Origin of the sequence: Paraburkholderia fungorum, from assembly GCF_046026025.1 — a bacterium.
Lineage (GTDB): Bacteria > Pseudomonadota > Gammaproteobacteria > Burkholderiales > Burkholderiaceae > Paraburkholderia > Paraburkholderia fungorum_E.
This window is the reverse complement of sequence record NZ_JAQQFL010000010.1, coordinates 33,881-55,741: the sequence shown is the minus strand read 5'-3', so window position 1 is coordinate 55,741 and position 21,861 is coordinate 33,881. Positions and strand designations below refer to the sequence as shown.

Below are 21,861 nucleotides of genomic sequence, written 5' to 3'. Positions count from 1 at the left end.
CGCCGTTACTCGTGGTGTTCCAGCGCCGTAAAACCGGCCAGCGTGACCAGCGCGTCACGTCTGGCAATCTGATAGTCGGACCGCACCATCTCCTTGACCAGCGCACTGAACGGCGTGGTCGGTTGCCAGCCGAGCTTCGCATGCGCTTTCGACGGATCGCCCAATAGCGTCTCGACTTCGGCGGGCCGGAAGTAGCGCGGATCGACACGCACGATCACGTCGCCCGGCGACATCTTGATCTCGCGCCCTTCCACCTTCTCGACGATACCGATTTCATCCACGCCGGTGCCTTCGAAACGCACCGTCACACCCAACTCGGCGGCAGCATGCTGAACGAATTCCCGCACGCTGTACTGCACACCGGTGGCGATGACGTAGTCCTCCGGCTGCTCCTGCTGCAGCATGCGCCATTGCATCTCCACGTAGTCGCGCGCATGACCCCAGTCGCGCAGCGCCGACAGATTGCCGAGATACAGGACCTTTTGCATGCCGACCGCGATGCGCGCCACGGCGCGCGTGATCTTGCGCGTCACGAAGGTCTCGCCGCGCACCGGCGATTCGTGATTGAACAGAATCCCGTTGCAGGCATAGAGCCCATACGCTTCGCGATAGTTGACCGTGGTCCAGTAGGCAAACAGCTTGGCGACCGCATACGGGCTGCGCGGATAGAACGGCGTGGTCTCGGACTGCGGCACCTGTTGCACAAGGCCGTACAGCTCCGAGGTGGACGCCTGATAAAAACGCGTCTTGTGCTGAAGATCGAGAATCCGGATCGCCTCCAGAATCCGCAGCGCACCGAGGCCGTCAGCGTTGGCCGTGTATTCCGGCTCCTCGAACGAGACCGCCACGTGGCTCTGCGCCGCGAGGTTGTAGATCTCGTCGGGCTCCACGCGCTGGATCACGCGCAGGATGCTGGTCGAGTCGGTCAGATCGGCGTGATGCAGAAAGAGTCGCTGATCCGGGTCGTGCGGGTCGCGATAGAGGTGATCGATCCGGTCTGTATTGAACAGAGATGACCTGCGTTTGATGCCATGCACGTCGTAGTTCTTGCTGAGCAGCAGCTCGGCAAGATACGACCCGTCCTGTCCAGTAATGCCAGTGATCAGCGCGACCTTGCGATTCATGGAGCTCTCTCCCTCGTTGAACTTTGCGGCGCCGGTTTCACGGCGCGATCGAGTCAGCGGCTCCGTGGCGGAGCCGCTGCCGCATCAGCCTCCGGCCCTCAGCCGGCGATGCTGTCGTAGCCGTAATAGCCACCTTGATAGCCCGCACCGAGGAACGCCCCTTCCTGAGGCACGTCGGTGAGCAGGACACCCTTGAGCGATACCCCGCCGTTGAACAGCCGTTTGGCGGTTTCGGCGATTTCGTTCAGCGGATGGCGGCCGTGGCGCACCACCAGCAGCGTCGTGCCGGCGTACTTGCCGATCACCGTCGAGTCGGTGACGGCCAGCACCGGCGGCGTGTCGACGATCACGATGTCGTAGTGCGATTTCAGTTCCTCGAGCATCGTTTCGAAGCGTTTGCTCATCAGCAGTTCGGACGGATGCGAGGGCAGCGTGCCCTTGGCGAGCACGTCGAGTCCGGGCAGCACATCGCGCTGGATCATCGCGCCGAGATCGCCGCCGCTCAGCACGTCCGAGAGCCCCGGCTGATGACCGATGCCGAAATGCGAATGGACGTCGCCGCGCCGCATATCGCCGTCGATAATCAGCACCCGCTTGTTCGCCGACGCCACCAGCGCCGCCAGATTCACCGACAGGAACGACTTGCCGGCATCAGGACGCGAACCCGTAATCATCACGACATTGTTCTCGGCGTGATCGAGCGACAACTGCAACGAGGTCCGCAGATTGCGCACGCCTTCGACCGCGATGTCTTCCGGCGCCTGCTGTGCGAGCACATGAAGGCCGCGACGGCGCAGCATGACGTTTTCCTGCAGACGCAACTGGGTCTGACTGCGCGGCACGATCGCGAACACCGGCACGCCGAGTACCGCTTCGAGTTCGTCCGGACGTTCCACGCCGCCGTACATCGCGCGCTTGAAGAAGGTCAGCAGAATGCCGAGCAGCAAGCCACCGCCCAGCGAGATCAGGATCGCCAGCACGCGCTTCGGACGCACGGGCTCATCAGGCGTTTCGGCAAAGTCCACCACGCGCACGTTGCCCACCTGGCCGGCTTTCGCCACCCGCAGTTGCTGCGCGCTATTCAACAGATTGGTATAGAGCTCCGTATCGACGTGCACGTCGCGCAACAGGCGCAACGCGGTCTGTTCGGTATCCGGCATCACCGCCACGCTGCGGTTCATGCTGGCCGCCGCGTTCTGCAACTCGGCGATCTGGGCGTCGAGCGCGGCCACCGCCGGGTGATTCGCCGTGAAGCGCTGCGACATCTCCGCGCGTTGCTGCTGCAGATCGAGCAGCTTGGTCTTGTTGTCGACCACCTGCTGCAGCAGCAGGCGGCTTTCTTCACCGAGATCGACCGTGCCGTGCTGATTGCGGAACTTGTTGTAGCGCTGTTCGGCGTCGTCGAGTTCCTTACGCAAGCCGGGCAGTTGCTGATCGAGGAAGGCGAGCATGTGCTCCGCTTCGCTCGAACGGCTCTCCACATCCTGACGCACGAATTCGCGTGCCATGCTGTTGACGATCGCCGCGGTCAGCGCCGGGTCGCCGCCTTCGAGGCTCGTGCGGATCACGCCGGATTGCAATGTGGTCTCGGCAATCACGAGCGCCTTTTGCAGGCGATCCACCGTCCCCAGCGTGGAGGCGCGCTGCAGTTCGAAACGCGAGCCGGGATCGCCGACCAGCTTGTCGACGTGCAACGTGATCGGACCGTCGGCGGTATCGGTTTGCACGGTCTCGCCGACATGGCCGGAGAGAATCGCAATCCCGTTCTTGTCGCGCAGCACGTACGAACCGCCCTCGCCGGCAACCAGCGTGAAGGTCGTGTCGTAGAGCTCCTTCGTCGTGTCGAATTGCGACACGGCAATGCTCTCGTTACCCCATGCGTAACCCGACAGATTGACGAACGACGGCAATTTGAAGCCCCATTGCCCATTCACCAGCCCCGCGATCATTCCGCCGACGAGCGGCAATGTGCGCGGCCCAGCCGAAATATCGAGGTGCAGTTTCTTGACCGTTTCCTCGGTAACGAGCCGCGACTTCAGCAGCTCGATTTCCGCCGCCGTGGAGGGCTTGGTGTCGAACATACCCGTGAGCGGCGGCAAGGAATCCTTGCCGTTCCCATTGGCATTGGCCGTCTTGTCCTCGACGTGGAACAGCACGTCCGCGCGATACGTCGGCGGAGCGAGAAACGCGTACGCGCACCCCAGCGCGAGCGCGATCAACGTCACTACGAGGATCGTGCGCCAGCCCCTCACGATCGTACGCAGATAGTCCGACAGATGCAGCTCGTCCGGTCCGGACACGTCGGTGTAGCGATTTTCGAAATTGATTGCCATTTTTTGTCACCCAACAAAGCGCGGCGGTTCAAGGTCACGTTGCACGGTTTTTATTTCGCGAGAACTGCCCCCGTCACAGCCGCGTTGATCGCCGGCAGCAGCAGGTTCAACACGCGGTTGAAGCGAACCAGTCCGCCTTGGCCGACATACACGACGTCCTTCGGTTGAAGCTCGAACTGATTGGCGAGCAGCATGGACACCGGCGAGGTCGCATCGAGGTGGTAGACCTCCGGCGTTTCGCTGGTCGAATTGCGGATCACGAACAACTGCCGCGGAGCCGACGTGTTCGAGTCGAAGCTGCCGCTATCGGAAATAGCTTGCGAAAGCGTCAGCGAACCGTTGCGCATCGGCTGGATGGTCGCCGGCTTGTTGACCTCGCCCATCACGTAGACGCCGCTGTCTTCGCGCGAAGCCACGCGCACGATGTCGCCGGCCTGAAGGTAGATGTCCGACGGGTTGCGGCCACGCTTGATCATGTCGTCCACGTTGAGCGGATACGTCACGCCGTTGCGGATCAGTTCGACCCGGCTGCGGTCCGCGTTCGCACTGAAGCCACCGCCCTGGTTGATCACGCTCGTGAGCGACATCGGAATGTCGTTGAGCGATTGCGCGCCCGGTGTGCGCACTTCGCCGTCCACATACACCTGCGCATTACGGAACGAGGCGACCCGCACCGTCACTTCCGGCTTTTGATACACGTTGCTCAGGCGCTTATGCAGTTCCCTCTGGATCGATGCGACGTCCTTGCCCGCCACGTGCAAGGTGCCCGCATACGGGAACTGAACATCGCCGTTCTCGTCGATCAGAAAACCAGGCGCGGCGTCGGTCGGCTTGGTGTTCTGCGCCGGCTGGCCAAGCGCGGCAGCGAGTTCCGGGTGATCCCACACGACAATCTGCAGTACGTCGCCAGGACCGACCTTGTACGCCGTCGGTTTGCCGAATAGCGCGACCGTCTGCGGCGGCAATGCGGCGGACGTCTGCTCCGACTTCATCTTGCGCAGCAGCGCGAGATTGATATCGGTAATCTGAATCTGCTGTTGTGCCGAGGGTTCCGTGCTGTAATCGCCACCCGTGTCCTGAATCGCGGCTGGCGTGATCATGCGTTGCCCCGGTACGGCCCCGCATCCGGAAAACAGTGCTGCAGTAGCTGTGAAAATCACGAGACTTCCCGTGCGTATACCAAGCGAGCTCATGGTGTTTCCTCCTTGCGCCAGGGAACCGTCCTCGGGGGAGGGAGCGCCCAGCGTGCTTGTTAACTACTTAGTAAGCGTTTCGATGCACCAGTCCGGCGACAATCGTCGCGCCGATAATCCGCATATCGAGCGCGAACGACCAATGCCCCAGGTAATACAGGTCATGTTCGACGCGACGCTCCATCTTCTCGATGCGGTCGGTTTCGCCACGAAAGCCGTTGATCTGCGCCCAACCTGTAATGCCCGGCTTGATCCGATAGCGATTGATGTAGCCCGCGACCACTTTCTGATAGAGGTCGTCGTGCTCGAGTGCATGGGGACGCGGTCCAACGACCGACATGTCGCCACGCAACACGTTGAAAAATTGCGGCAGTTCGTCGAGGCTCGTGCGGCGCAGAAATGCGCCGACTTTCGTGACGCGCGCATCGTTGCGCGTGGCCTGCCTGAGCGTGCCTTTTTCCTCGATGTGCAGTCGCATCGAGCGGAATTTGTAGATCGTGAAAACGCGGCCGTCCGCGCCTTTACGCTTCTGCCTGAAGAAAACCGGCCCACGCGACGAGAGCTTCACCGCGATCGCTATGCCGAGCAGGATCGGCGCCAGTCCGATCAACGCCGTCGCGGCGAACAGGCGGTCGAAGATTTCCTTCTTCAGCATCGAACTCGCGGACAGCGGCGAGGCCACGAGGTTGATCGCCGGCACGCCGAGCAGATCGATCACGCCGCTGCCTTCGAAAAGCGCAAGACTGCGCACGTCGGGCATGAAGCGGATATTCACGAGGTCGTCGCGAAACTCGCCGATCAGCGAACAGATCAGCGGCTCCTCGGCGAGCGAGAGCATCAGCCAGAGCTCGTGCACGTCGTTGGTGCGGATGTAACCGGCGAGCGCATCCACGGTGTCGAAAACCGGCACACGCGAACTGGTCACGGACGACACGTCCGGATGCGTGTTGTAGACGGCCGCGGCGCGAAACCCCGTAGTCGGCGCCGACTCGATCCGGCGGATGATCGCGTCGCACTGCGAGCCGCTGCCGACAATCGCGACCTGATGCAGATTCAGCCCGGCACTGCGTGCGCGCGCCAGCACGGCGTGCGCGATCAGCCGATAAGAGATCAGCAGACCGCCCGTCACCGCCGTCCAGTACGAGAACCACAAACGCGAGACGAAGTCGGTACGGTGCAGCGAATACATCAGTACGAGTGCGCTGCCCTGCACCATCAGCCACGCCAGCGACACCTGCCCGGCAAGTGACAGCTTGGAACGGCCGCGCCATGATTCATACACGCCGAACGCCGGAAAGATGGCCAGCGCAAAGGCGGCGGAAAACATCACCAGCGCCCAATAGAACCCGGATTGAGCAAGGTACTCAAAGCGGATTTGCGACGCCACCGACGCCCCCGCGAGCACTAACGCGACATCGAAAACTCGCGCGAGCAGATCCTGAAACTTGCGCATTTTGCTTACCTCGTTCTGGCCGTTCGTTCTTTTCCGCAGATGATTTCTGGCCCGCTGTTAGGAGCAGCGGCCGTAGTTGTCGTTGAACCTCACAATGTCGTCTTCGCCGAGATAGGTGCCTGACTGGATTTCAATGATTTCGAGCGGTACTTTCCCGGGGTTCTCTAGCCGGTGACGTGTGCCGATCGGAATGTAGGTCGACTCGTTTTCGCTCAGCAGGAACTGCTCTTCGCCGCGCGTGACGAGCGCCGTACCGCGCACCACGACCCAGTGCTCGGCCCGGTGGTGATGCAGTTGCAGTGAAAGCTTCGCGCCCGGCGTCACGACGATGCGCTTCACCTGGAAGCGTTCGCCGTGGTCGATGGAATCGTAGAAACCCCAGGGGCGTCGCACCTTGCGGTGCACATCCGCCTCGGGGGCGTGCTGCGCCTTGATGCGCGACACCAGACCTTTGACGTCCTGCACATGCGAACGGTCGACCACCAGCACGGCGTCGGCCGTCTCGACAACCACCACGTTGGTGGTGCCGACACAGGCAACCAGCCGGCCCTCGGAATGCGCATAGCTCGACACCGCGCCTTCGAAGGTCACGCGGCCGCGCCCGGCATTGCCGTTGGCGTCCTTCTCCATCGCGGCCCAGACGGCGTCCCACGAACCGAGGTCCGACCAGCCGGCATCGAGACGTACCACCACGCCGGCGGGCGTCGCGTCGGACACCTGAAAGTCCGTATGCTGGATCGCGTCCGAGGCGCTCACGTCAGTGAGACGTTCCATCACCGCGTAGTCGATCGAGTCGGCGGGCGAACTCAGGAACGCGTCCGTCAGGGGACGGAAATGCGCGCCCTCTGTGCGACCGTTCACAAATGCGCGTTCGCAGGCCGCGTGCATATCGGGCTGCAGACGTCCCAGCGTGTCGAGCCACACACGCGCCCGCACGACAAAGATCCCGGCGTTCCACCAATACGTGCCGGCGGCAACATACTGGGTGGCGATTTCTTCAGCCGGTTTTTCGACGAAGCCGTCGATCGCGTGGCCACCATCAGACAATTGCGCGCCGATGCGGATATAGCCAAACCCCGTATCGGGACGTGTGGGCGGCACACCCAGCGTGGCAATCGCGCCCCGTTCGGCGTACCGGGCGGCGCATTCCAGCGCGCCTTGCAGCGCGGGCACATCCGCAATCGAATGGTCGGCCGGCATCACGATAAGAATCGCGTCGTCGCCGTCCGCGCACGCGAGCGAGGCCGCGAGGGTCAACGCCGGCGCCGTGTCGCGCCGTGCGGGCTCGACGATCAGACGCGCGGCCATGCCGTTCTCAAGAAGCTGCTCGGCGATCACAAAACGGTGTTCTTCCCCGCACACGACAATCGGCGACACATCGACGTTCCAACCGGCGGGAAACCCGTCCATACGGCGCGCGGTCGCCTGCAGCAGCGAGTCGGAGCCGACCACGTCGATCAGTTGCTTCGGATAATTCTCGCGCGACACCGGCCACAGCCGCGTGCCCGAGCCCCCGGCAAGAATGACCGGGACGATACGCGCGCAACGCGCTCCGGCGGCCCCGGCATGGGCGCCGTCCGGTTTCGCCGGCACAGCGCTTTCAGCTCCCTTAGTCAACATATTCGCATTCCTTATAATTCTGTAAAGCAAACGAAACATTTACTGAGGCACTGCGTAATAGACGCGGCTGGCCAGACGGTCACACGCGCCCAACCCGTTTGCGTCGTGCGCGCTATCCGCCGACCATACGACGACTTTGAATCCGGAACTCTGTGGGAGAAATTCTCATCCGCTTGCGAAACACCTTCGCGAGACGGTCACCATTCCCCATACCGGTGCGCCGGGCGATTTTGTCTACCGGCAACTCCGACTCGGTGAGCAGACTGCAGGTCACCGCGAGGCGCTCATGCAGCAGAAAACTCGAGGGCGTGATACCCATTTCCATCTTGAAGCGGCGCAGGAAGTTACGCTCGCTCATCGCGGCGAACTGGGCCGCGTCGGCAATCGAAATCGACTGCTGGCAATTTTCTTGCAGCCAACGGGCCGCCGCGCGCACTTTGTCGCCAGGACTCAGGCCACCGTCTTCGCCAAGCAGCGGCGCGAGGTTCGAGCAGGAATCCGCGAGCAGGCGCTCGGCCACGGTGCGGGCAGTCGCGCCGCCGAGATCGCGCTTGATCATGGCGAGCGCGCTTCTCATCGATTCAAGGCGGTCGCCCGCATCGCCGTTCTGTTCGCACTGGCGCGGCGGCATCGACTGCGGCTGGTGGAAATCTGCGCTTTCCCTGCTGTCCGGCACGTAGGCCGCTTCCAGCAGCACGCGCCCTTCGGCGATCGGCCGGATCATGCCGGTGTTGCGGCGAACGCGCCGCAACCACGCGATCAGGCGCTCGTCGCCGGCTGCGGCGAAGGCCCCTTTGCCGCCGGCGACATACAGCGCGTCGAAGCCGCCGTAATGCCTTGCATCGAGTCCGTCGGTCCAGACCCGCAGTGCCGACGACGAGGTCACCATGCCGCCGTCTGCCGACAGGAACGAAACGTCATACAAGCCGCCGCCCGAACCGGACGATGCCAGTTCGTTCGCCGCCTGGAACACCTCGGCAACCACGCCCGCGCCCAGCAGCGAGCAGTCGTTGAACATCAGTATTGCGATGCGACGCATACCCTTGTTCGGTGCGTGCACCCAGCGCAGCATTGCTGACTCGAGACTCGCGCAGGTCATAGTCATCCTCTCACCAGAAAACGGATCAACTGGATTTACTTTTCAACCCTGAACGCATTACACAGAGGCATGCTCTGTGCAGTGCATCATAGTCATCCGCAATCAAGCATTTAGCCGCCATGACCGAAACTGCAGACATGTTGGCGTTTGGATATGGTGGCGGACCAGTGATTTTCGGAACAATCCCGCCACTGGCTGTTTTTCAATGAATTAAATACCGATTCTGCATATGAATGTATTTACGACCTGCGAATCATAATGCTGATTGGCGCGATTTTTTGTGCGTTGTCACACATACAGTCGCTACTCGAAATGGTCGAGTTGTAATTTGATCCGCCCGCTATTCTGCAGATTTGAAGTGACTTCTTTCCATCACCTCGCCAGAATGAGCGTAGCCGCCTTGCATGCATCATTCATTGCTCTTACCAGATGCCCGAGGGGCTTTCTTCTGACGATATTTTCGGTCGGCAGAGACATGTAAAGCAGTGTCCAATATAAGCAATTTTCAGGAGACAAAATTATTTAATTGGTTGTTATCGGATCAGGAGAATATAAACGGAACGATTAATGTTTCAAACGTGAAACACAGCAATAAGACAACTTTAGACCGCCCGGCAATAGACGGGCCAATGGCGGATTCTGTCGGATGAGAGGCGGTAGATTTCCGCCATCGAATTGCGGAAATAGTCTATGCGGTTTCCGCAACAGATCGCGCTACGAGGTAGCCTTAGGCGGGTCTGGCCTGGTGAACTAGCAATCCGGCGACGTTCCATCATAGGAACTTGCCGGAGCAGATGCGTCGAATCACACGGGGAACACATGTCGAATGTACGCGAATATCGAACGCTGCGAGCACTCGCGAGAGCCGGTGTTGCCCATGGCCTGGCGTTGCGCATCGCGGCCTCTGCGGCGGCGTTTATCCTGCTGGGCAGCGTCGCCTCAGCATGTCATGCGGCGGGGGCTTCAGCCGGTCCTGACAGCGCGAGCAACGCCGAACTTAGCGTCGACGGCAGAAAGTGGGCACCCTGTGCGGCGGAATACGGCACTTGCCGGTTCAGCGGCACGCGTGAGGTGCTGTACGGCACCGTCGAACAGCATGTCATCAAGACGTTCTCCAACAGCGCCGATTGCAATAACGGTGTGTTCGGCGATCCGGCACCCGGGGTGGAGAAACGCTGCGCGGTTGCGCTCACGGCAGCTAGTGCTAATTCGAGCGCGGCGGCGAAGGCCACTGCAACTAGCACGGCAAACGAGAGCACCGCGCCGGACTCGGCGGCTGCCGCGCCCACTGCATTGAAGGCACCGCCAGGACAAGGCCTGCGCTGCGCTGCGCCCGCCTCACAAGTACGCGCGGCGGCAAACGGCGATCTACTGGAAGCGGACACACCAGGCGACGGCACGCGCCTCTTCGCAGTGGACAAGCCGTTCGCACTCGTCTTCACAACACGTCCGACGCAAAACGACACGCTCAACTGGCAAATCCGCGATGGCTGGAATACCGTGCGCGCCAGCGGCCGCTTCCCCGTTACGGCAGGTGCCACGCTGTCGACCCTCAGTTGCGCGTCGAGCCTTGCCGGCTACTTCGCCGTCTCGGCTTCGCTGGAGCGCGCACATGGCCAGCTCGAATCGCGCGGCACGCGTCCTGCGGGCATCGCCACCTTTGGCGTACTGCCAGACACCGCCATTGCGTTGCCCGCAGTGCGCTTTCCCTATGAGGACCTGCATCGCTTCGGCGGACAGGGCACCGCCTACCTTGCGCCCGGGCAGCACTGCTGCGACGGCGACGGCTACCGGCCGGTCTATACGGCGCTCGGCCTTTCGTGGGCCAACGACAACCGCAACTGGTACACCGAAGAGCCCAAAAACGCAGGCACGTTCGATCCGGCGAGCAAGCAGTTGCTCCCCTATTTCCGGCGCGGCGACATCATGCGCCTGATCCAGCTTGACGGCATTCCTCAGTGGGCCAGTCCAACCGGCAAGGAGACACACAGCTACGCGCCGACATCGCTCGCACAAATGAAGGACTACATGGCAAAAGTCGGTGCCGAATCCAACCGCACGCGGATCACCTACTTCCCTCAGCAACGCGACAACTACTATCAGGTTACATGGGAGCCGGACGCCGACGGCGGATTGCCCTGGCGCGACACTGACGCGAATTTCGTCGCGATGTATAAAGCCGTGTGGGAGGGCATTCATCAGACAGACCCGCATGCCGTGGTGATGGGTCTGACCTATGCCTCGGTGCAGGCCAATGTCGAGTGGATGCGGCGTCTTGGTCCGCTCGGAATCGGCCGCTATATGGACGGCATGACCATTCACGGTTACTACGACATCGGCACGACGCCGTCACACCCGCCCGAGCGCGTTGCCGACCCGGGCAATCTGGGCACCGTGCAGGGCGCGCTGCCCGCCGCGATGCGGGCGCTGCGTCAAGAGATGCGCCAGTACCTGAAACCCGGCGCGCCCCTGTTCGTCACCGAAACCGGTATCAGCTACGACATCGGAGCGGCGTACGGCAAGAACTATCCGGACGCGAACGTGCTGGCCGCGCAAGCCGCCGTCGTGGCGCGCACGCATCTCATCCTGCTGGGCGAAGGCGCGGACATGACCTATGTGTTCTACCTCGCGGACATGCCGGACGCCGCCCCTGGCTACGGGATCTTCTTCGAACTGGATCATCCGAATGGGGCTTACGGCCCGGTTCGTATCAGCCCCAAACCTGCCGCGCTCGCGGTGGCGGCGCTGACGCGAATCATTGACGGCACGGATACGCTCGGGCCGCTCAGGGGATTGCCGAAAGGGGTATACGCGTACGCATTCCGCCGGCTCGGCGGCGGCAGGATCGTGACCGCGCTCTGGACGCACGACAACGACACATGGAACGCTAAAACCGGTTTCAGCGCGGGCCAGCGTGTGGATTATCGCTTGCGGGTCGATGCGCCCGGCACCTCGGGCGAAGTAACGGTGTTCGACATGATGGGCAACGCATCGAGCTTGCCGTATCGCGACGGCGTCGCGGGTCTCAAGTTGTCGCCGACGCCGATCTATGTGGTCTCCACCAACGCCAGTGTGTTCAAGGACGCGGTGATCACACCGGAAGCTTATGTTGCCCGCTAGCGTTGTCATACGCTGCCTGCATGGCACGGCCGCCGCACCCGCTTCGATCAAGATGGCTCGCTGTCGCAACGCACCGATACTTCGGCGTGATGTGACAGTGCAGCCGGTTTGCTACGCACGTAGAATCCAAGCGGATGTTGGTTCGCATGCCTATCAACGCGCTGGAGCCAGGAGATGAGCGGGCTCGCATGGACAATGCTGGTGCTGGCCGCAATGGCTGGGGCGTTTCTCTTCGCCACGCTCGGCGCGTTTCTGTTCGCATTGCTGCTGGCGGGTGTCTCAAGCCGTCTCACCGAGGACGATGAGCATCGCCGCGACTACTGACGCCTTCAGGATCGCCTCACGATCACCCCGCGCTCAAACGGCGCCTAAACAACGCCCAAGCAACGCCCAAGCGGCACCCCCTTCAGGAGAGGACATGCTGACCGAGATCGACTTCCTCGACGTGGTACGTCTGACGCCGCTGGTCGCGATCGATCTGATCGTGAGCGACGCCGAGGGCCGCGTGTTGATCGGCCATCGGCGCAATCGCCCTGCACGCCACACCTGGTTCGTGCCCGGCGGGCGTATTCATAAAGACGAAACGCTCGACGCAGCATTCGCGCGCATTGCCGAGGCCGAATTGGGCATCGCCCGGATGGCGCGCTCGACTGCACGCTTCGAAGGCGTTTTCGAGCACCACTACCAGGACAACTTTGCCGCCGAGCCCGACGTGTCGACGCACTACATCGTGCTCGCCTATGCGCTGCAGCTCACCAGCATCGTCTCAGTCGGCAGGCTCGACCAGCACAGCGAATATCTCTGGCTGTTGCCGGCGGCGCTGCTCGCGCACGCCGACGTTCACGAGAACACCAAGGCTTATTTCCGCTAACGGCAAGCTTACCGTTCGCGCCAACGGCCCTGCCACCGGTGTGTCTCGTTGCCGGCAGGCAAAAGCAATGCCAACTGTGAGTTCGCCAACGTGGCGCCTCATGCCGATACAGTATGATCGAGCCCACCGTCAGAGCTCGAATCAACATGCGATCATCGGCAGCCAGGTTCGTTCGCGATTCATCCATTGCTTGTGTAGCGCTACTCTTCTTCGCTCTCTTTTCCGGTTCGGCGCGCGCGGCCGATTGCGGCGCCGGCACGCTGGTCACCGTCGTCGCCCACCTCGATGACGATCTGCTCTTCGTGGACCCCGCTATCAGCGAGCGGCTCGACGCCGGCTGGTGTATCACCACGGTGCATCTGATCGGCGGCGCCAACGGCGCGAATTTCGCTTACGTGCTAACCCGCGAGCGGGCTTCCCGGCTCGCTTACGCGCGGATGGCGGGAGTCCCGGACGAATGGATCGAAACGAATATTCCGATTGCCGGCAAGCTCGTGCATCAGATGGTGCTCAAGGCGAAGCCGCAGGTTCGTCTGCTCGAACTCCGGATGCCCGGTGGAGCCGTGCGGGGTGGCCGCGTACCGCTCGGCCTCCTGTGGGAACAACACGCCACCCTCTCCACCTACCCGATGAACGCCGACGGTTCCGTGCGTGTGCAATACGATCGGGCCTCGTTGTCCGCCACGCTGAAAGCGATCCTCGCCGAGGCGTCGCAGATCTACACGCTCAATCCGGACACCGTACCGTTTCTGGAGCACCCCGATCACATCTACGCCGCGCGTATTACGCGCCACGTCGCTCAGACGCTGAACAAAAGCGTGCCGATCGTGTACCACGTCACCTATCCGACCGGCGACTGGCCCGGCAACGTTCCAGCAACTGAAGTGCAACGCAAGCGCGATATCGTCGCCAGCTATTTTTCTGTCGACGGCAACGAGTCTTCACACGTATTCGGCGAGTTCCAGTGGGATGGCAACTGGGTCGCGCGCCGCTATGCTTTTGCCGATCGCAGCGACCACCGCATAGCGGATTTCCAGCCGCGTCCCCTGCAACTCTTCAATGCGGCAACGAACCGCTGTTTGACTTCCGCGGGCGATGGCCAGGCGCCGACACTCGCCGCCTGCACGGGGTCGGCCACGCAACAATGGCGCTGGGATCCGCTGACCGTCTATCCGGGCAATGCGCAGAACGCCGCGCTCGTCAGCGTCGCGACATCGCAATGCATCGCTGAACGCGACGGCTATCTGATCTCCGAAGCCTGCGATCAATGGGACATGGCGCAGCGCTGGACGCCCTGGGACTTCGGGCTCGTCTATACACCGCTGCGGCACTGTCTCGGCGAAAACGACGGCAAGCTCACCATGCGCGGCTGCACTGCCCTCACCACACGCTATCGCTGGGCAACCACGCAACATACCCAGGCCACCGACTTGCGGCTCGCCACCGCCATGGCCGGCGATATCGCCGGCACCGGTGAGACCTCCGTGGTCTATGTGCAGCGACAACACGACGGGCCCGGATTCAACGTTTATGCGGCGTCGCTCGTGAAAGCGTCGCCCCCCGTGCTTTGGTATGCCAGCACGGTCCCGTTCGATCCTCGCGCCACCGCGCCGAGTTGCACGAACGACACGCTGTGCTTCGACAGCGCACGCTTTCTGCTCGGTGATTTCGACGGCAACGGCAAGGCCGACCTGATGGTCATCACCGCGCGCCAGGGCGGCACCGCGTTCTGGTTGCTGCGCAGTACAGGCGCGCGCTTCGAGGCTCCGCGTCTCTGGCTCCAGACCAACAGTGCGTTCAGGCCTGAGTTGACGCAGCAATATGTGGCGGCGGATTTCAATGGAACCGGACGTGCCGGCGTGCTGATCGCGCAGAAGCGAACCGATAGCGGACTCGACCTCTGGCTGGCGTCTTCCACGGCCTCTGGGGGCGCGACACCAGTGCTCATGGCGCAGGCGAAAAACCTGCCGCAGAACATCGATCTTCTACCGGTCCAGGTGCCGGGATCACCTGCGTCACTGGTCGCGGTGGGGGATGCGGGCGGCCGGCTCGCCCTCACTCAGATCGCCAACGATCGCACCCGTATGACCGTCGGCGAACGCCGACTATTGCCGGTGAATTTCCAGCCCGATTTCGTCAAGGTGACGGTCGGGGCCGTGCACGGCAAAGCGAGCAACACGCTGATTCTTTCGACACCGCATGTCGACAGAACCAACGACGACGCGGCCATCGACATCGCCACGCTCGATACGGCGGATGCGAAGAGCGTGCCTGTCCAGGCAGCGACCTTGCGTGGCATGTCGTGGTCGGACGTCTTTCCGGTATTCGTGCGTGACAAACGCAATGCGGCGCTCGTGCTTTACCGGAGAACCGACGCGATACTCGGCGACTTCTATTTCACCGGCGGCGCACCTGCGCTGACGCGCTATCCGGTAGGCGACGGTTTCGCCCTGGGCGCGGCTCAGGATCTCGGCGAGTTGCCGGGACTGTTTTCGGAGACGGTGCGGATCGACCGGTTGGCGCAGTAAGGGGCGCATAGAGAGCGCAGTAAGGGGCATAGAAGCACGCCCCGGTCGATCCCGCGCCCTTCAGGCCGATACCTGCAACGGTCGGACGAACTGCCGCGCGACCTTCATGTAGCGGTCCGCCGTGTCATGCAACGTGTATCCCGTCAGTTGGCGGTTCGCACGCGGCATGTCGAGCGCCTTGAGCAAAGCACGGCCGTAGGCTTCAGGATCGGCCGTGTCGACGAGATTGACGCCGGCAAATCCACTGGCAAAGACGAATGACGGAATCCGGCTCGCCACGACAGGAATACCCGAGGCAAGCGCTTCCAGAAAGCCGATACTCTGTGCCTCGAATTGCGAAGGCATGGCGAAGACACGCGAGGAGCGCAGGATCGCGGCAACATCCGAGCGCGGCCCGCATACCGTCACGCGGCTGTCCAGGCCGAGTTGATGAACGAGCGACAGCACCGCCTCGTGATAAGCGACATCTTCGACCACACCGCACAACAGCAGGCGCGCCTCGGGCTCGCTTTCTACCACACGCTCGAACGCTCGAACCGTGTGCAACTGACTCTTGCCTTCTATATAGCGCCCTAGCTGAACGATCTGCTTCGCGGGCACGGCGACATCCGGCGCCGTCGCACCGTTGTCCTGCGCGAACAGCGACGCATCCACACCGTTCGGGATCACGACCATCGCCGGATGTTTGCCGATTTCTCTCAGGTATTCGTCGATATTTTTCTGCGACACGCCGATGATCGCGCGCGCCCGCCGTGACAGCAGACGCTCAGCCTGCTTGAGCGCGCCGTTCTCGAAGTCGTTGACGCCGGAGTGCATGACCCAGACGATCGGCGTGTGCACGGGTAGAAGACGCACGTAGAGTGCGGCGAGCGTGGCATGCGCCACGATGAAATCGGGGCGGAACTGACGCACCATGCGATACAGGTGCAGCAGTTTGCCCACTCTGCCGTAGTGGACACTCGGAAACAGGCAGGTGACGCCGGCGGCCTCGAGCTCCGCGCGAATGTCGACGAAATCGTCCTGCTGCGGAAGCAGCGATGCGATGCACACCTCATGGCCGCCGCGCTGATGATGTATCGCGAGCCCCTTTACCAGCACCTCTGCCCCGGAAAGCCGCGGTGCGTGAACCAACTGAAGAATTCTCACGATTTATCTCTCTGGATAACCGCCCGTTTTACGCGGCGGATGGAGATGCCTACCAGCAAGTACCGGCCCTAAAAAACTTTGGCATCCCATCGTTGTTTATCTGGCGCACCCCTTTTGCGGAATGTCGCCGGGTCCTTCTAAAAAACAGCGACAGTTCCGCCGCGAAGCCACCGTCGCGAGGAAACGTTACACCGAAGGCCCAGCACTTTTACGCCATCCCCAAGGCTCAATCGGCTATGGAATGAGCGCTACCGCCCACTTCCTCGCGGTTGACACCGATTCAACTAGTTAGGCATCCATTGCAAATCTTTTCGACCCCACTTACGCGTGGCGGATAAAGACTAGTCTCTCCATACCGTTTTTTTGATGCGATCAATGCAATTAGTACTGCACTATTGCTCAGACGTAACGACTCGTTACTTCTTTTAAACATGGTCATGCGTATCGTTGCGGTCGATTCGCCCCATCTGCGGCCTTTCCTTCTTACAGGACAGTAAAAAATTCATCGAGCGGCGCCATCGACTCAGGCCCCGCGATATGAATTGCGCTGTCTCTCAAGACATTGATTGTTTTCGTCACACCTTCCCGGGCCGTCCGATTCCGCCAGATCCGCCATTGCAAGCGGCGCGGATTCGCACGACGTTAATTTCTGATCACTCCGTCTCCCGCCGCGCGTTGCGCGAAGAGGCGCGAATGTTCATCTCACGCATTGGTTAGAGCTTGATGAAATCGCAACTCCTCCTACTCTCGACACTTTCCCTGGCACTAGCAGCTTGCGGCGGCGGCGGCGGTGGTAGCACCGGCACCACCGCAGCAAGCCAGGCCAACGGCAGCGCCAGCCCATCCAGCGCTCCAAACCTGAGCGCAGCAGGAAACAGCAGCACCGGCGGCACCGCCACGGTGAATGGCGCGGGCGCCACGGTCGCGGCACTCGCCTGTACATCGCCGGCCGTCTCGGCAGGCTCGGGCAGCGCCACCATTTCCGCCGACACGCCCAGCACCGACGGCACGCGCATCTTCGCCTCCGGCAGCACGTTCCAGCTCGCCTTCACCACCAACGTGCCGAACGCAGACACGCTGAACTGGGCCGTCACGGACACGCTCGGCCGCGTGGCGGCGAGCGGCAGCACCGCCGTGCCGAGCGGTTCGAAGACCATCACGCTCAACTGCACCTCGACGCTCGCCGGCTATTTCGCGGCAACGGGCACGCTCGCGCAGAACGGCGGCCAGTTGCCGCAAGCCGGTACGCGTCCGGTCGGCATCGCGACCTTCGGCGTGCTGCCGAACCTGTCCGGTGTCGTGCCTGCCGTCACCTACGCGCATCAGGAACAGCATCGCTTCGGCATGCAGGGCGCGAACGACAATGGCCCCCTGCTCGCCGACCTCGGCATTTCGTCGACGATCGACGACCGCCAGCTCTCGACCATGGAACCGGGCGGCCCGAACACGTTCAATCCTTCGGCCAACAATCTCGATCCGTTCTATACGAGCGGCAACGTGATGCGCCTGATCCGCCTTGACGGCATTCCTGCGTGGGCGAGCAGCACCGGCGCGTTCCAGGACGACACGAGCGTGCCGACCAATCTTTCGTACTACCAGAACTACATGAGCCGCGTCGGCACCGAATCGAATGCGATTCGCGCGGCGTATTTCCCGACCCAGTCGGCGAACTACTATCAGGTCACGTGGGAACCCAACCAGTTCTGGACCGACACCGACGCCAACTTTATCGCGCTCTATCAGTCCGTCTATCAAGGCCTCCACTCGACCGATCCGAACGCGGTGGTCATGGGTCCCGCCGATGCCTTCCCGAGCCTGACCACGACTCGCCTGAAGCGCCTCGCGCCGCTCGGCTTCGGTCAATACATCGACGCGGTCGCCACGCACGGGTACTACGATGCCGGCACCTCGCCGTCGCATCCGCCGGAGCGCTACGATGCCGACCCGTCGACCGCCGAAGGTTCGCTGCGCGGCCAGATGCGTGATTTGCGCGCGGAAATGGCCACTGACTACCGTCCGGGCATGAAGCTGTTCTCGACGGAAGCCGGCATCAGCTACGACCTCGGCACCTCGTACGGTCCGAACTATCCGACTGCGAACGTGTTGTATGCGCAAGCGGCGGTCGCGGCGCGCATGCACATCATTACGCTCGGCGAAGGCGCGGATCAGACCTACGTGTTCTACGGCGCGGACTATCCGGGCGAAGTCGGCTACGGCACGTTCTTCGACCTGAACGATGCGCAAGGCGCATTTGGCGCGTCGAACATCAGCCCGAAACCCGTCGCGATGGCGATCAGCGCGATGACGCACACGCTCGACGGCACCCACACGCTCGGCGCGGTGAACGGCACGCCGACCGGCGTCTACGCCTACGCGTTCCAGCAGGTGGGCAACGGCGCGGTGATCACCGCGCTGTGGACGCATAACAACAGCGTGTGGGGCGCAAGCGTCGGCTTCAGTTCGTCCTATAGCGTGCCGTATAGCCTCACGGTGGATGCGCCCGGCACGAGCGGCACGGTCAAGGTCATCGACATGATGGGCAATGCGTCCAGCGCGAACTACAGCAACGGTACGCTGACGCTCAACCTGACCGAATCGCCGGTGTATGTCGTGTCGAACAACGCGTCGGTCGCCAAGGCCAACACGACAGTTCCGGTGGGATACACCGGGATCTGACCCACGAGCGCCACGTCATGCGCCAGATGTAAAAACGTCAGCCGGCCTTAGGGCGGGCTGACGTTTTTTTTAGACGTGAACGACAGCAACGGGCCGCGCATTCGTCGCGTTTCAGGCTTCCTTCAGCTTTCCCCCAACCGCCCCTCCAGCCCGTTCAACTCCTGTTCGCGCTCCTTCGACACCTTGCCGATCGGCGGCCCGGCAAAACTCTTGCGCACACCGGCGCCGTACCAGATCGCCAGCAACACCGCGAGCAATCCGACAAGCACGTACACCACTTTCTGATTCGGCGGCTGCATGCCGACATAGGCGAGCACGAGTGCACCGAACACCGCGGCCACCGCGAACGGTTTCGACAGCATGCCTAACTGGAACGGACCCTTTTCCTTCCACGTGCGGCCTTCGGCAAAAATACCGGACGCAACCGGCATGGCGTATGAGATGAACAGGAACACCGCGCTGCCCGCGCTCAATACCGTGAATGCATCGCCATACAAGGTCACCACGATCGCCAGTACCGCCGAGGTCCAGATCGCGGCGCCCGGCGTGCGGTGTGCCGCATTCACTTTGCGCAGCCACTTCGACCCCGGCAGGCCACCGTCGCGGGCAAACGCGAACATCATGCGCGAGGTCGACGTTACGGCTGCGAGACCGCAGACGTAATTGATGAAGAACATCAGCAGTTCGATCAGAATGCGCAGCGGTCCCGGAATCGGCGCGAGAATCGCTTCGAAGAACCCGGTGCCCTGCTTCACCCCCGCGCCGATATCCGGCATCACCAGCACGAACGCGCATACCATCACGTAGCCGAAGGTCGTCGACCAGAACACGGAACCGATAATGCCGCGCGGCACATTACGCGCCGCCTGATGCGTTTCCTCCGAGGTATGCGCGGAAGCGTCGAAGCCCGTGATCGTATAAGCGGTCAACAGAAGACCGGACAGAAACGCCATGGCGATGGTCTGCTTGGGCCACGCGCCGCCGTCGACACCCGTGAAGTTGGTGAAGGTATAGAGTCGCGACAGATCGATCTTGACCGGCGAATACACCAGCAGGGAAACCACCAGCATGATTGTCACCACGAAGATCAGGTAGCCCGACAGGTCCGTGATCTTACTGGTAACGCGAATGCCGCGGTGATTCAGGAATGCTTGCGAAGCGGTGATCGCCGTCAGAAAGAGCGTCTGCTGCCACCAGCCGAGCGAATCGGGGCTCACACCGAACATGGGTGCAATCAGTGTGCGAAAGAACGGATCATACGTGCCGTAATTGATCGCGGCGACCACGAACACGAGACCGAGCAGATTCAGCCAGGCCGTGAGCCAGCCCCACATCTTGCCGCCCAGAATCGAACTCCAGTGATAGAGGCCGCCGGCCGTCGGATACGACGACGCGATCTGCGCCATCGCCGCCGCCACGACCAACGCGAACAGCGAGCCGAGCGGCCAGCCGAGCCCGATCGACGCCCCGCCCGCCGCCGACAAACCCATCTGGAACGACGTGATGCCCCCCGACAGAATGCAGATCAGCGAAAACGACACGGCGAAGTTCGAGAACGCCCCCATGCGCCGGGACAGTTCCTGCGCGTAGCCCATCTTGTGCAACAGCTTGACGTCGTTGTCGGCGGACTCCGCCGACGGCACGGCCGTGTTGATGTCCATGACGCGATCCTTTGAACAGGGTTATGGCGAAGCGGCTAAGCGACCGAGAAGCGTGAGCGCGCGACGCAGGACCGGCTCACGCAGCCGTAAAGCAGTTATCCACGTACAGGTGGGCGCCGTTGACGAAACTGGCGTCGTCGCTGGCGAGAAAGAGCGCGGCGCGCGCGACTTCTTCGGGCGCGCACAGACGGCCCTGCTGCACTGACAGCGCCGCCTCGCTCGCATCGAAGCCATACTTCGCAAGCGCGCTGATTTCGCGACGCCCGTGCGGCGTGTCGATGAAGCCGGGGCACACCGCATTGCAGCGAATGCCGCGGTCGCGATACTCGACGGCAATCGACCGCGCGAACATCGCGCACGCGCCTTTGGTCGTGCAATACAGCACTTCGAGCGGCGTGGCCGCCACCGACGAAATCGACGCCGTGCACACGATCGAGCCGCCGCCCGCGGCGAGCATGTGCGGCAGCACGGCGCGCGTCATCATGAACATGCTCTTCACATTGACGTTCATGAGCCAGTCGTAGTCTTCGTCGGTGGTATCGACAAACGGCTTCACGACGATGCTGCCGGCGTGGTTGAACAACACGTCGATGCGTCCGAAGCGCGCCATGACCTTCGCCACGGCGGCGTCCACGGCTTCGCGCTTCGATACGTCGGCGGCAACCAGTTCGGCCGTGCCGCCTGCCGCGCGAATACGCGTCACGACTTCCTCGCCCGCGTCGGTATTGATATCCACCACCGCGACCTGCGCGCCTTCCTGCGCGAACAGCAGCGACGCCGCGCCGCCCGCGCCGGTTGCGCCGCCCGACACGATTGCGATCTTGCCTTCCAGCCTGCCTGCCGATCTGCTCATGCGTGACTCCCGTTCCAGTGCCTGCTGCATTGCGTGACGTGTTATGCACAAAGTAGGGGCGGCAAAAAGCGGCGGCTATCCAAAATTGGCAAAAAAGTAAAGATCCCGTAAAAATCCGGATTGCTGACAAGTGCATTACATCCAGACCTGAATGCTCGCCGTAACTGGCAGCAGCGGTGTTCGC

15 protein-coding genes are annotated in these 21,861 nt (G+C 62.3%); 5 read left to right on the top strand and 10 right to left on the bottom strand.

From position 1 onward, the window contains the following. Positions 1-5: 5 nt before the first annotated feature. From gmd to PQR67_RS13350, 6 genes are all read right to left on the bottom strand, one after another. On the bottom strand, positions 6-1,124 hold the full coding sequence (gene gmd, locus PQR67_RS13375; protein ID WP_408459472.1) for a GDP-mannose 4,6-dehydratase: 1,119 nt from the start codon (positions 1,122-1,124) through the stop codon (positions 6-8). A 98-nt stretch (positions 1,125-1,222) separates the two neighbouring features. Continuing rightward, positions 1,223-3,457 (bottom strand): polysaccharide biosynthesis tyrosine autokinase, encoded by a 2,235-nt coding sequence (locus tag PQR67_RS13370; RefSeq protein WP_408459469.1) that lies wholly within the window; start codon positions 3,455-3,457, stop codon positions 1,223-1,225. Positions 3,458-3,507: 50 nt separating this feature from the next. Then, positions 3,508-4,650 carry a polysaccharide biosynthesis/export family protein gene (locus tag PQR67_RS13365; RefSeq protein WP_408459466.1) on the bottom strand — a complete coding sequence of 381 codons (1,143 nt, stop codon included), beginning with the start codon at positions 4,648-4,650 and terminating at the stop codon, positions 3,508-3,510. Between the two features lie 67 nt (positions 4,651-4,717). Beyond that, a complete protein-coding gene (locus PQR67_RS13360; protein WP_120346189.1) occupies positions 4,718-6,103 on the bottom strand; it encodes an undecaprenyl-phosphate glucose phosphotransferase in 1,386 nt (461 codons plus the stop codon). Positions 6,104-6,160: 57 nt separating this feature from the next. Next, positions 6,161-7,723, bottom strand: coding sequence for a mannose-1-phosphate guanylyltransferase/mannose-6-phosphate isomerase (locus PQR67_RS13355; protein WP_408459462.1), 1,563 nt, complete (start codon positions 7,721-7,723; stop codon positions 6,161-6,163). A 112-nt stretch (positions 7,724-7,835) separates the two neighbouring features. Further along, the gene (locus tag PQR67_RS13350; RefSeq protein ID WP_408459814.1) at positions 7,836-8,822 is read right to left on the bottom strand and encodes a GlxA family transcriptional regulator; all 987 of its coding nucleotides are present in this window, start codon (positions 8,820-8,822) and stop codon (positions 7,836-7,838) included. Positions 8,823-9,641: 819 nt separating this feature from the next. On the opposite strand from PQR67_RS13350, the gene PQR67_RS13345 reads away from it, so the two are divergent. From PQR67_RS13345 to PQR67_RS13330, 4 genes are all read left to right on the top strand, one after another. Next, the gene (locus PQR67_RS13345; protein WP_408459459.1) at positions 9,642-11,942 is read left to right on the top strand and encodes a hypothetical protein; all 2,301 of its coding nucleotides are present in this window, start codon (positions 9,642-9,644) and stop codon (positions 11,940-11,942) included. 174 nt (positions 11,943-12,116) lie between these two features. Then, a complete protein-coding gene (locus PQR67_RS13340; protein ID WP_408459456.1) occupies positions 12,117-12,266 on the top strand; it encodes a hypothetical protein in 150 nt (49 codons plus the stop codon). Positions 12,267-12,360: 94 nt separating this feature from the next. Next, positions 12,361-12,813: a GDP-mannose mannosyl hydrolase gene (locus PQR67_RS13335; RefSeq protein WP_408459453.1), complete on the top strand. Its 453-nt coding sequence runs from the start codon at positions 12,361-12,363 to the stop codon at positions 12,811-12,813. 146 nt (positions 12,814-12,959) lie between these two features. Beyond that, the gene (locus PQR67_RS13330) at positions 12,960-15,341 is read left to right on the top strand and encodes a PIG-L family deacetylase (protein WP_408459450.1); all 2,382 of its coding nucleotides are present in this window, start codon (positions 12,960-12,962) and stop codon (positions 15,339-15,341) included. Between the two features lie 60 nt (positions 15,342-15,401). Here PQR67_RS13330 and PQR67_RS13325 read toward each other — a convergent pair whose 3' ends face one another. Continuing rightward, a complete protein-coding gene (locus tag PQR67_RS13325) occupies positions 15,402-16,487 on the bottom strand; it encodes a glycosyltransferase family 4 protein (RefSeq protein ID WP_408459447.1) in 1,086 nt (361 codons plus the stop codon). A gap of 713 nt (positions 16,488-17,200) precedes the next feature. Next, on the bottom strand, positions 17,201-17,647 hold the full coding sequence (locus PQR67_RS13320) for a hypothetical protein (RefSeq protein WP_408459444.1): 447 nt from the start codon (positions 17,645-17,647) through the stop codon (positions 17,201-17,203). On the opposite strand from PQR67_RS13320, the gene PQR67_RS13315 reads away from it, so the two are divergent. Then, positions 17,622-19,163: a hypothetical protein gene (locus tag PQR67_RS13315; RefSeq protein WP_408459441.1), complete on the top strand. Its 1,542-nt coding sequence runs from the start codon at positions 17,622-17,624 to the stop codon at positions 19,161-19,163. The genes PQR67_RS13320 and PQR67_RS13315 overlap by 26 nt on opposite strands. Before the next feature lie 122 nt (positions 19,164-19,285). On the opposite strand, the gene PQR67_RS13310 is transcribed toward PQR67_RS13315, so the two are convergent. Continuing rightward, a complete protein-coding gene (locus tag PQR67_RS13310; protein ID WP_408459438.1) occupies positions 19,286-20,824 on the bottom strand; it encodes an amino acid permease in 1,539 nt (512 codons plus the stop codon). A 76-nt stretch (positions 20,825-20,900) separates the two neighbouring features. Beyond that, positions 20,901-21,677, bottom strand: a complete 777-nt coding sequence (locus tag PQR67_RS13305) for an SDR family NAD(P)-dependent oxidoreductase (protein WP_408459436.1) — start codon at positions 21,675-21,677, stop codon at positions 20,901-20,903. Positions 21,678-21,861: the final 184 nt, after the last annotated feature.

Coding starts and splice junctions, on each gene's coding strand:
- PQR67_RS13360 (WP_120346189.1), bottom strand. CDS start 6,103: ATGCGCAAGTTTCAGGATCTGCTCGCGCGAGTTTTCGATGTCGCGTTA.
- PQR67_RS13330 (WP_408459450.1), top strand. CDS start 12,960: ATGCGATCATCGGCAGCCAGGTTCGTTCGCGATTCATCCATTGCTTGT.
- PQR67_RS13340 (WP_408459456.1), top strand. CDS start 12,117: ATGAGCGGGCTCGCATGGACAATGCTGGTGCTGGCCGCAATGGCTGGG.
- gmd (WP_408459472.1), bottom strand. CDS start 1,124: ATGAATCGCAAGGTCGCGCTGATCACTGGCATTACTGGACAGGACGGG.
- PQR67_RS13305 (WP_408459436.1), bottom strand. CDS start 21,677: ATGAGCAGATCGGCAGGCAGGCTGGAAGGCAAGATCGCAATCGTGTCG.
- PQR67_RS13355 (WP_408459462.1), bottom strand. CDS start 7,723: ATGTTGACTAAGGGAGCTGAAAGCGCTGTGCCGGCGAAACCGGACGGC.
- PQR67_RS13345 (WP_408459459.1), top strand. CDS start 9,642: ATGTCGAATGTACGCGAATATCGAACGCTGCGAGCACTCGCGAGAGCC.
- PQR67_RS13370 (WP_408459469.1), bottom strand. CDS start 3,457: ATGGCAATCAATTTCGAAAATCGCTACACCGACGTGTCCGGACCGGAC.
- PQR67_RS13350 (WP_408459814.1), bottom strand. CDS start 8,822: ATGACCTGCGCGAGTCTCGAGTCAGCAATGCTGCGCTGGGTGCACGCA.
- PQR67_RS13335 (WP_408459453.1), top strand. CDS start 12,361: ATGCTGACCGAGATCGACTTCCTCGACGTGGTACGTCTGACGCCGCTG.
- PQR67_RS13365 (WP_408459466.1), bottom strand. CDS start 4,650: ATGAGCTCGCTTGGTATACGCACGGGAAGTCTCGTGATTTTCACAGCT.
- PQR67_RS13310 (WP_408459438.1), bottom strand. CDS start 20,824: ATGGACATCAACACGGCCGTGCCGTCGGCGGAGTCCGCCGACAACGAC.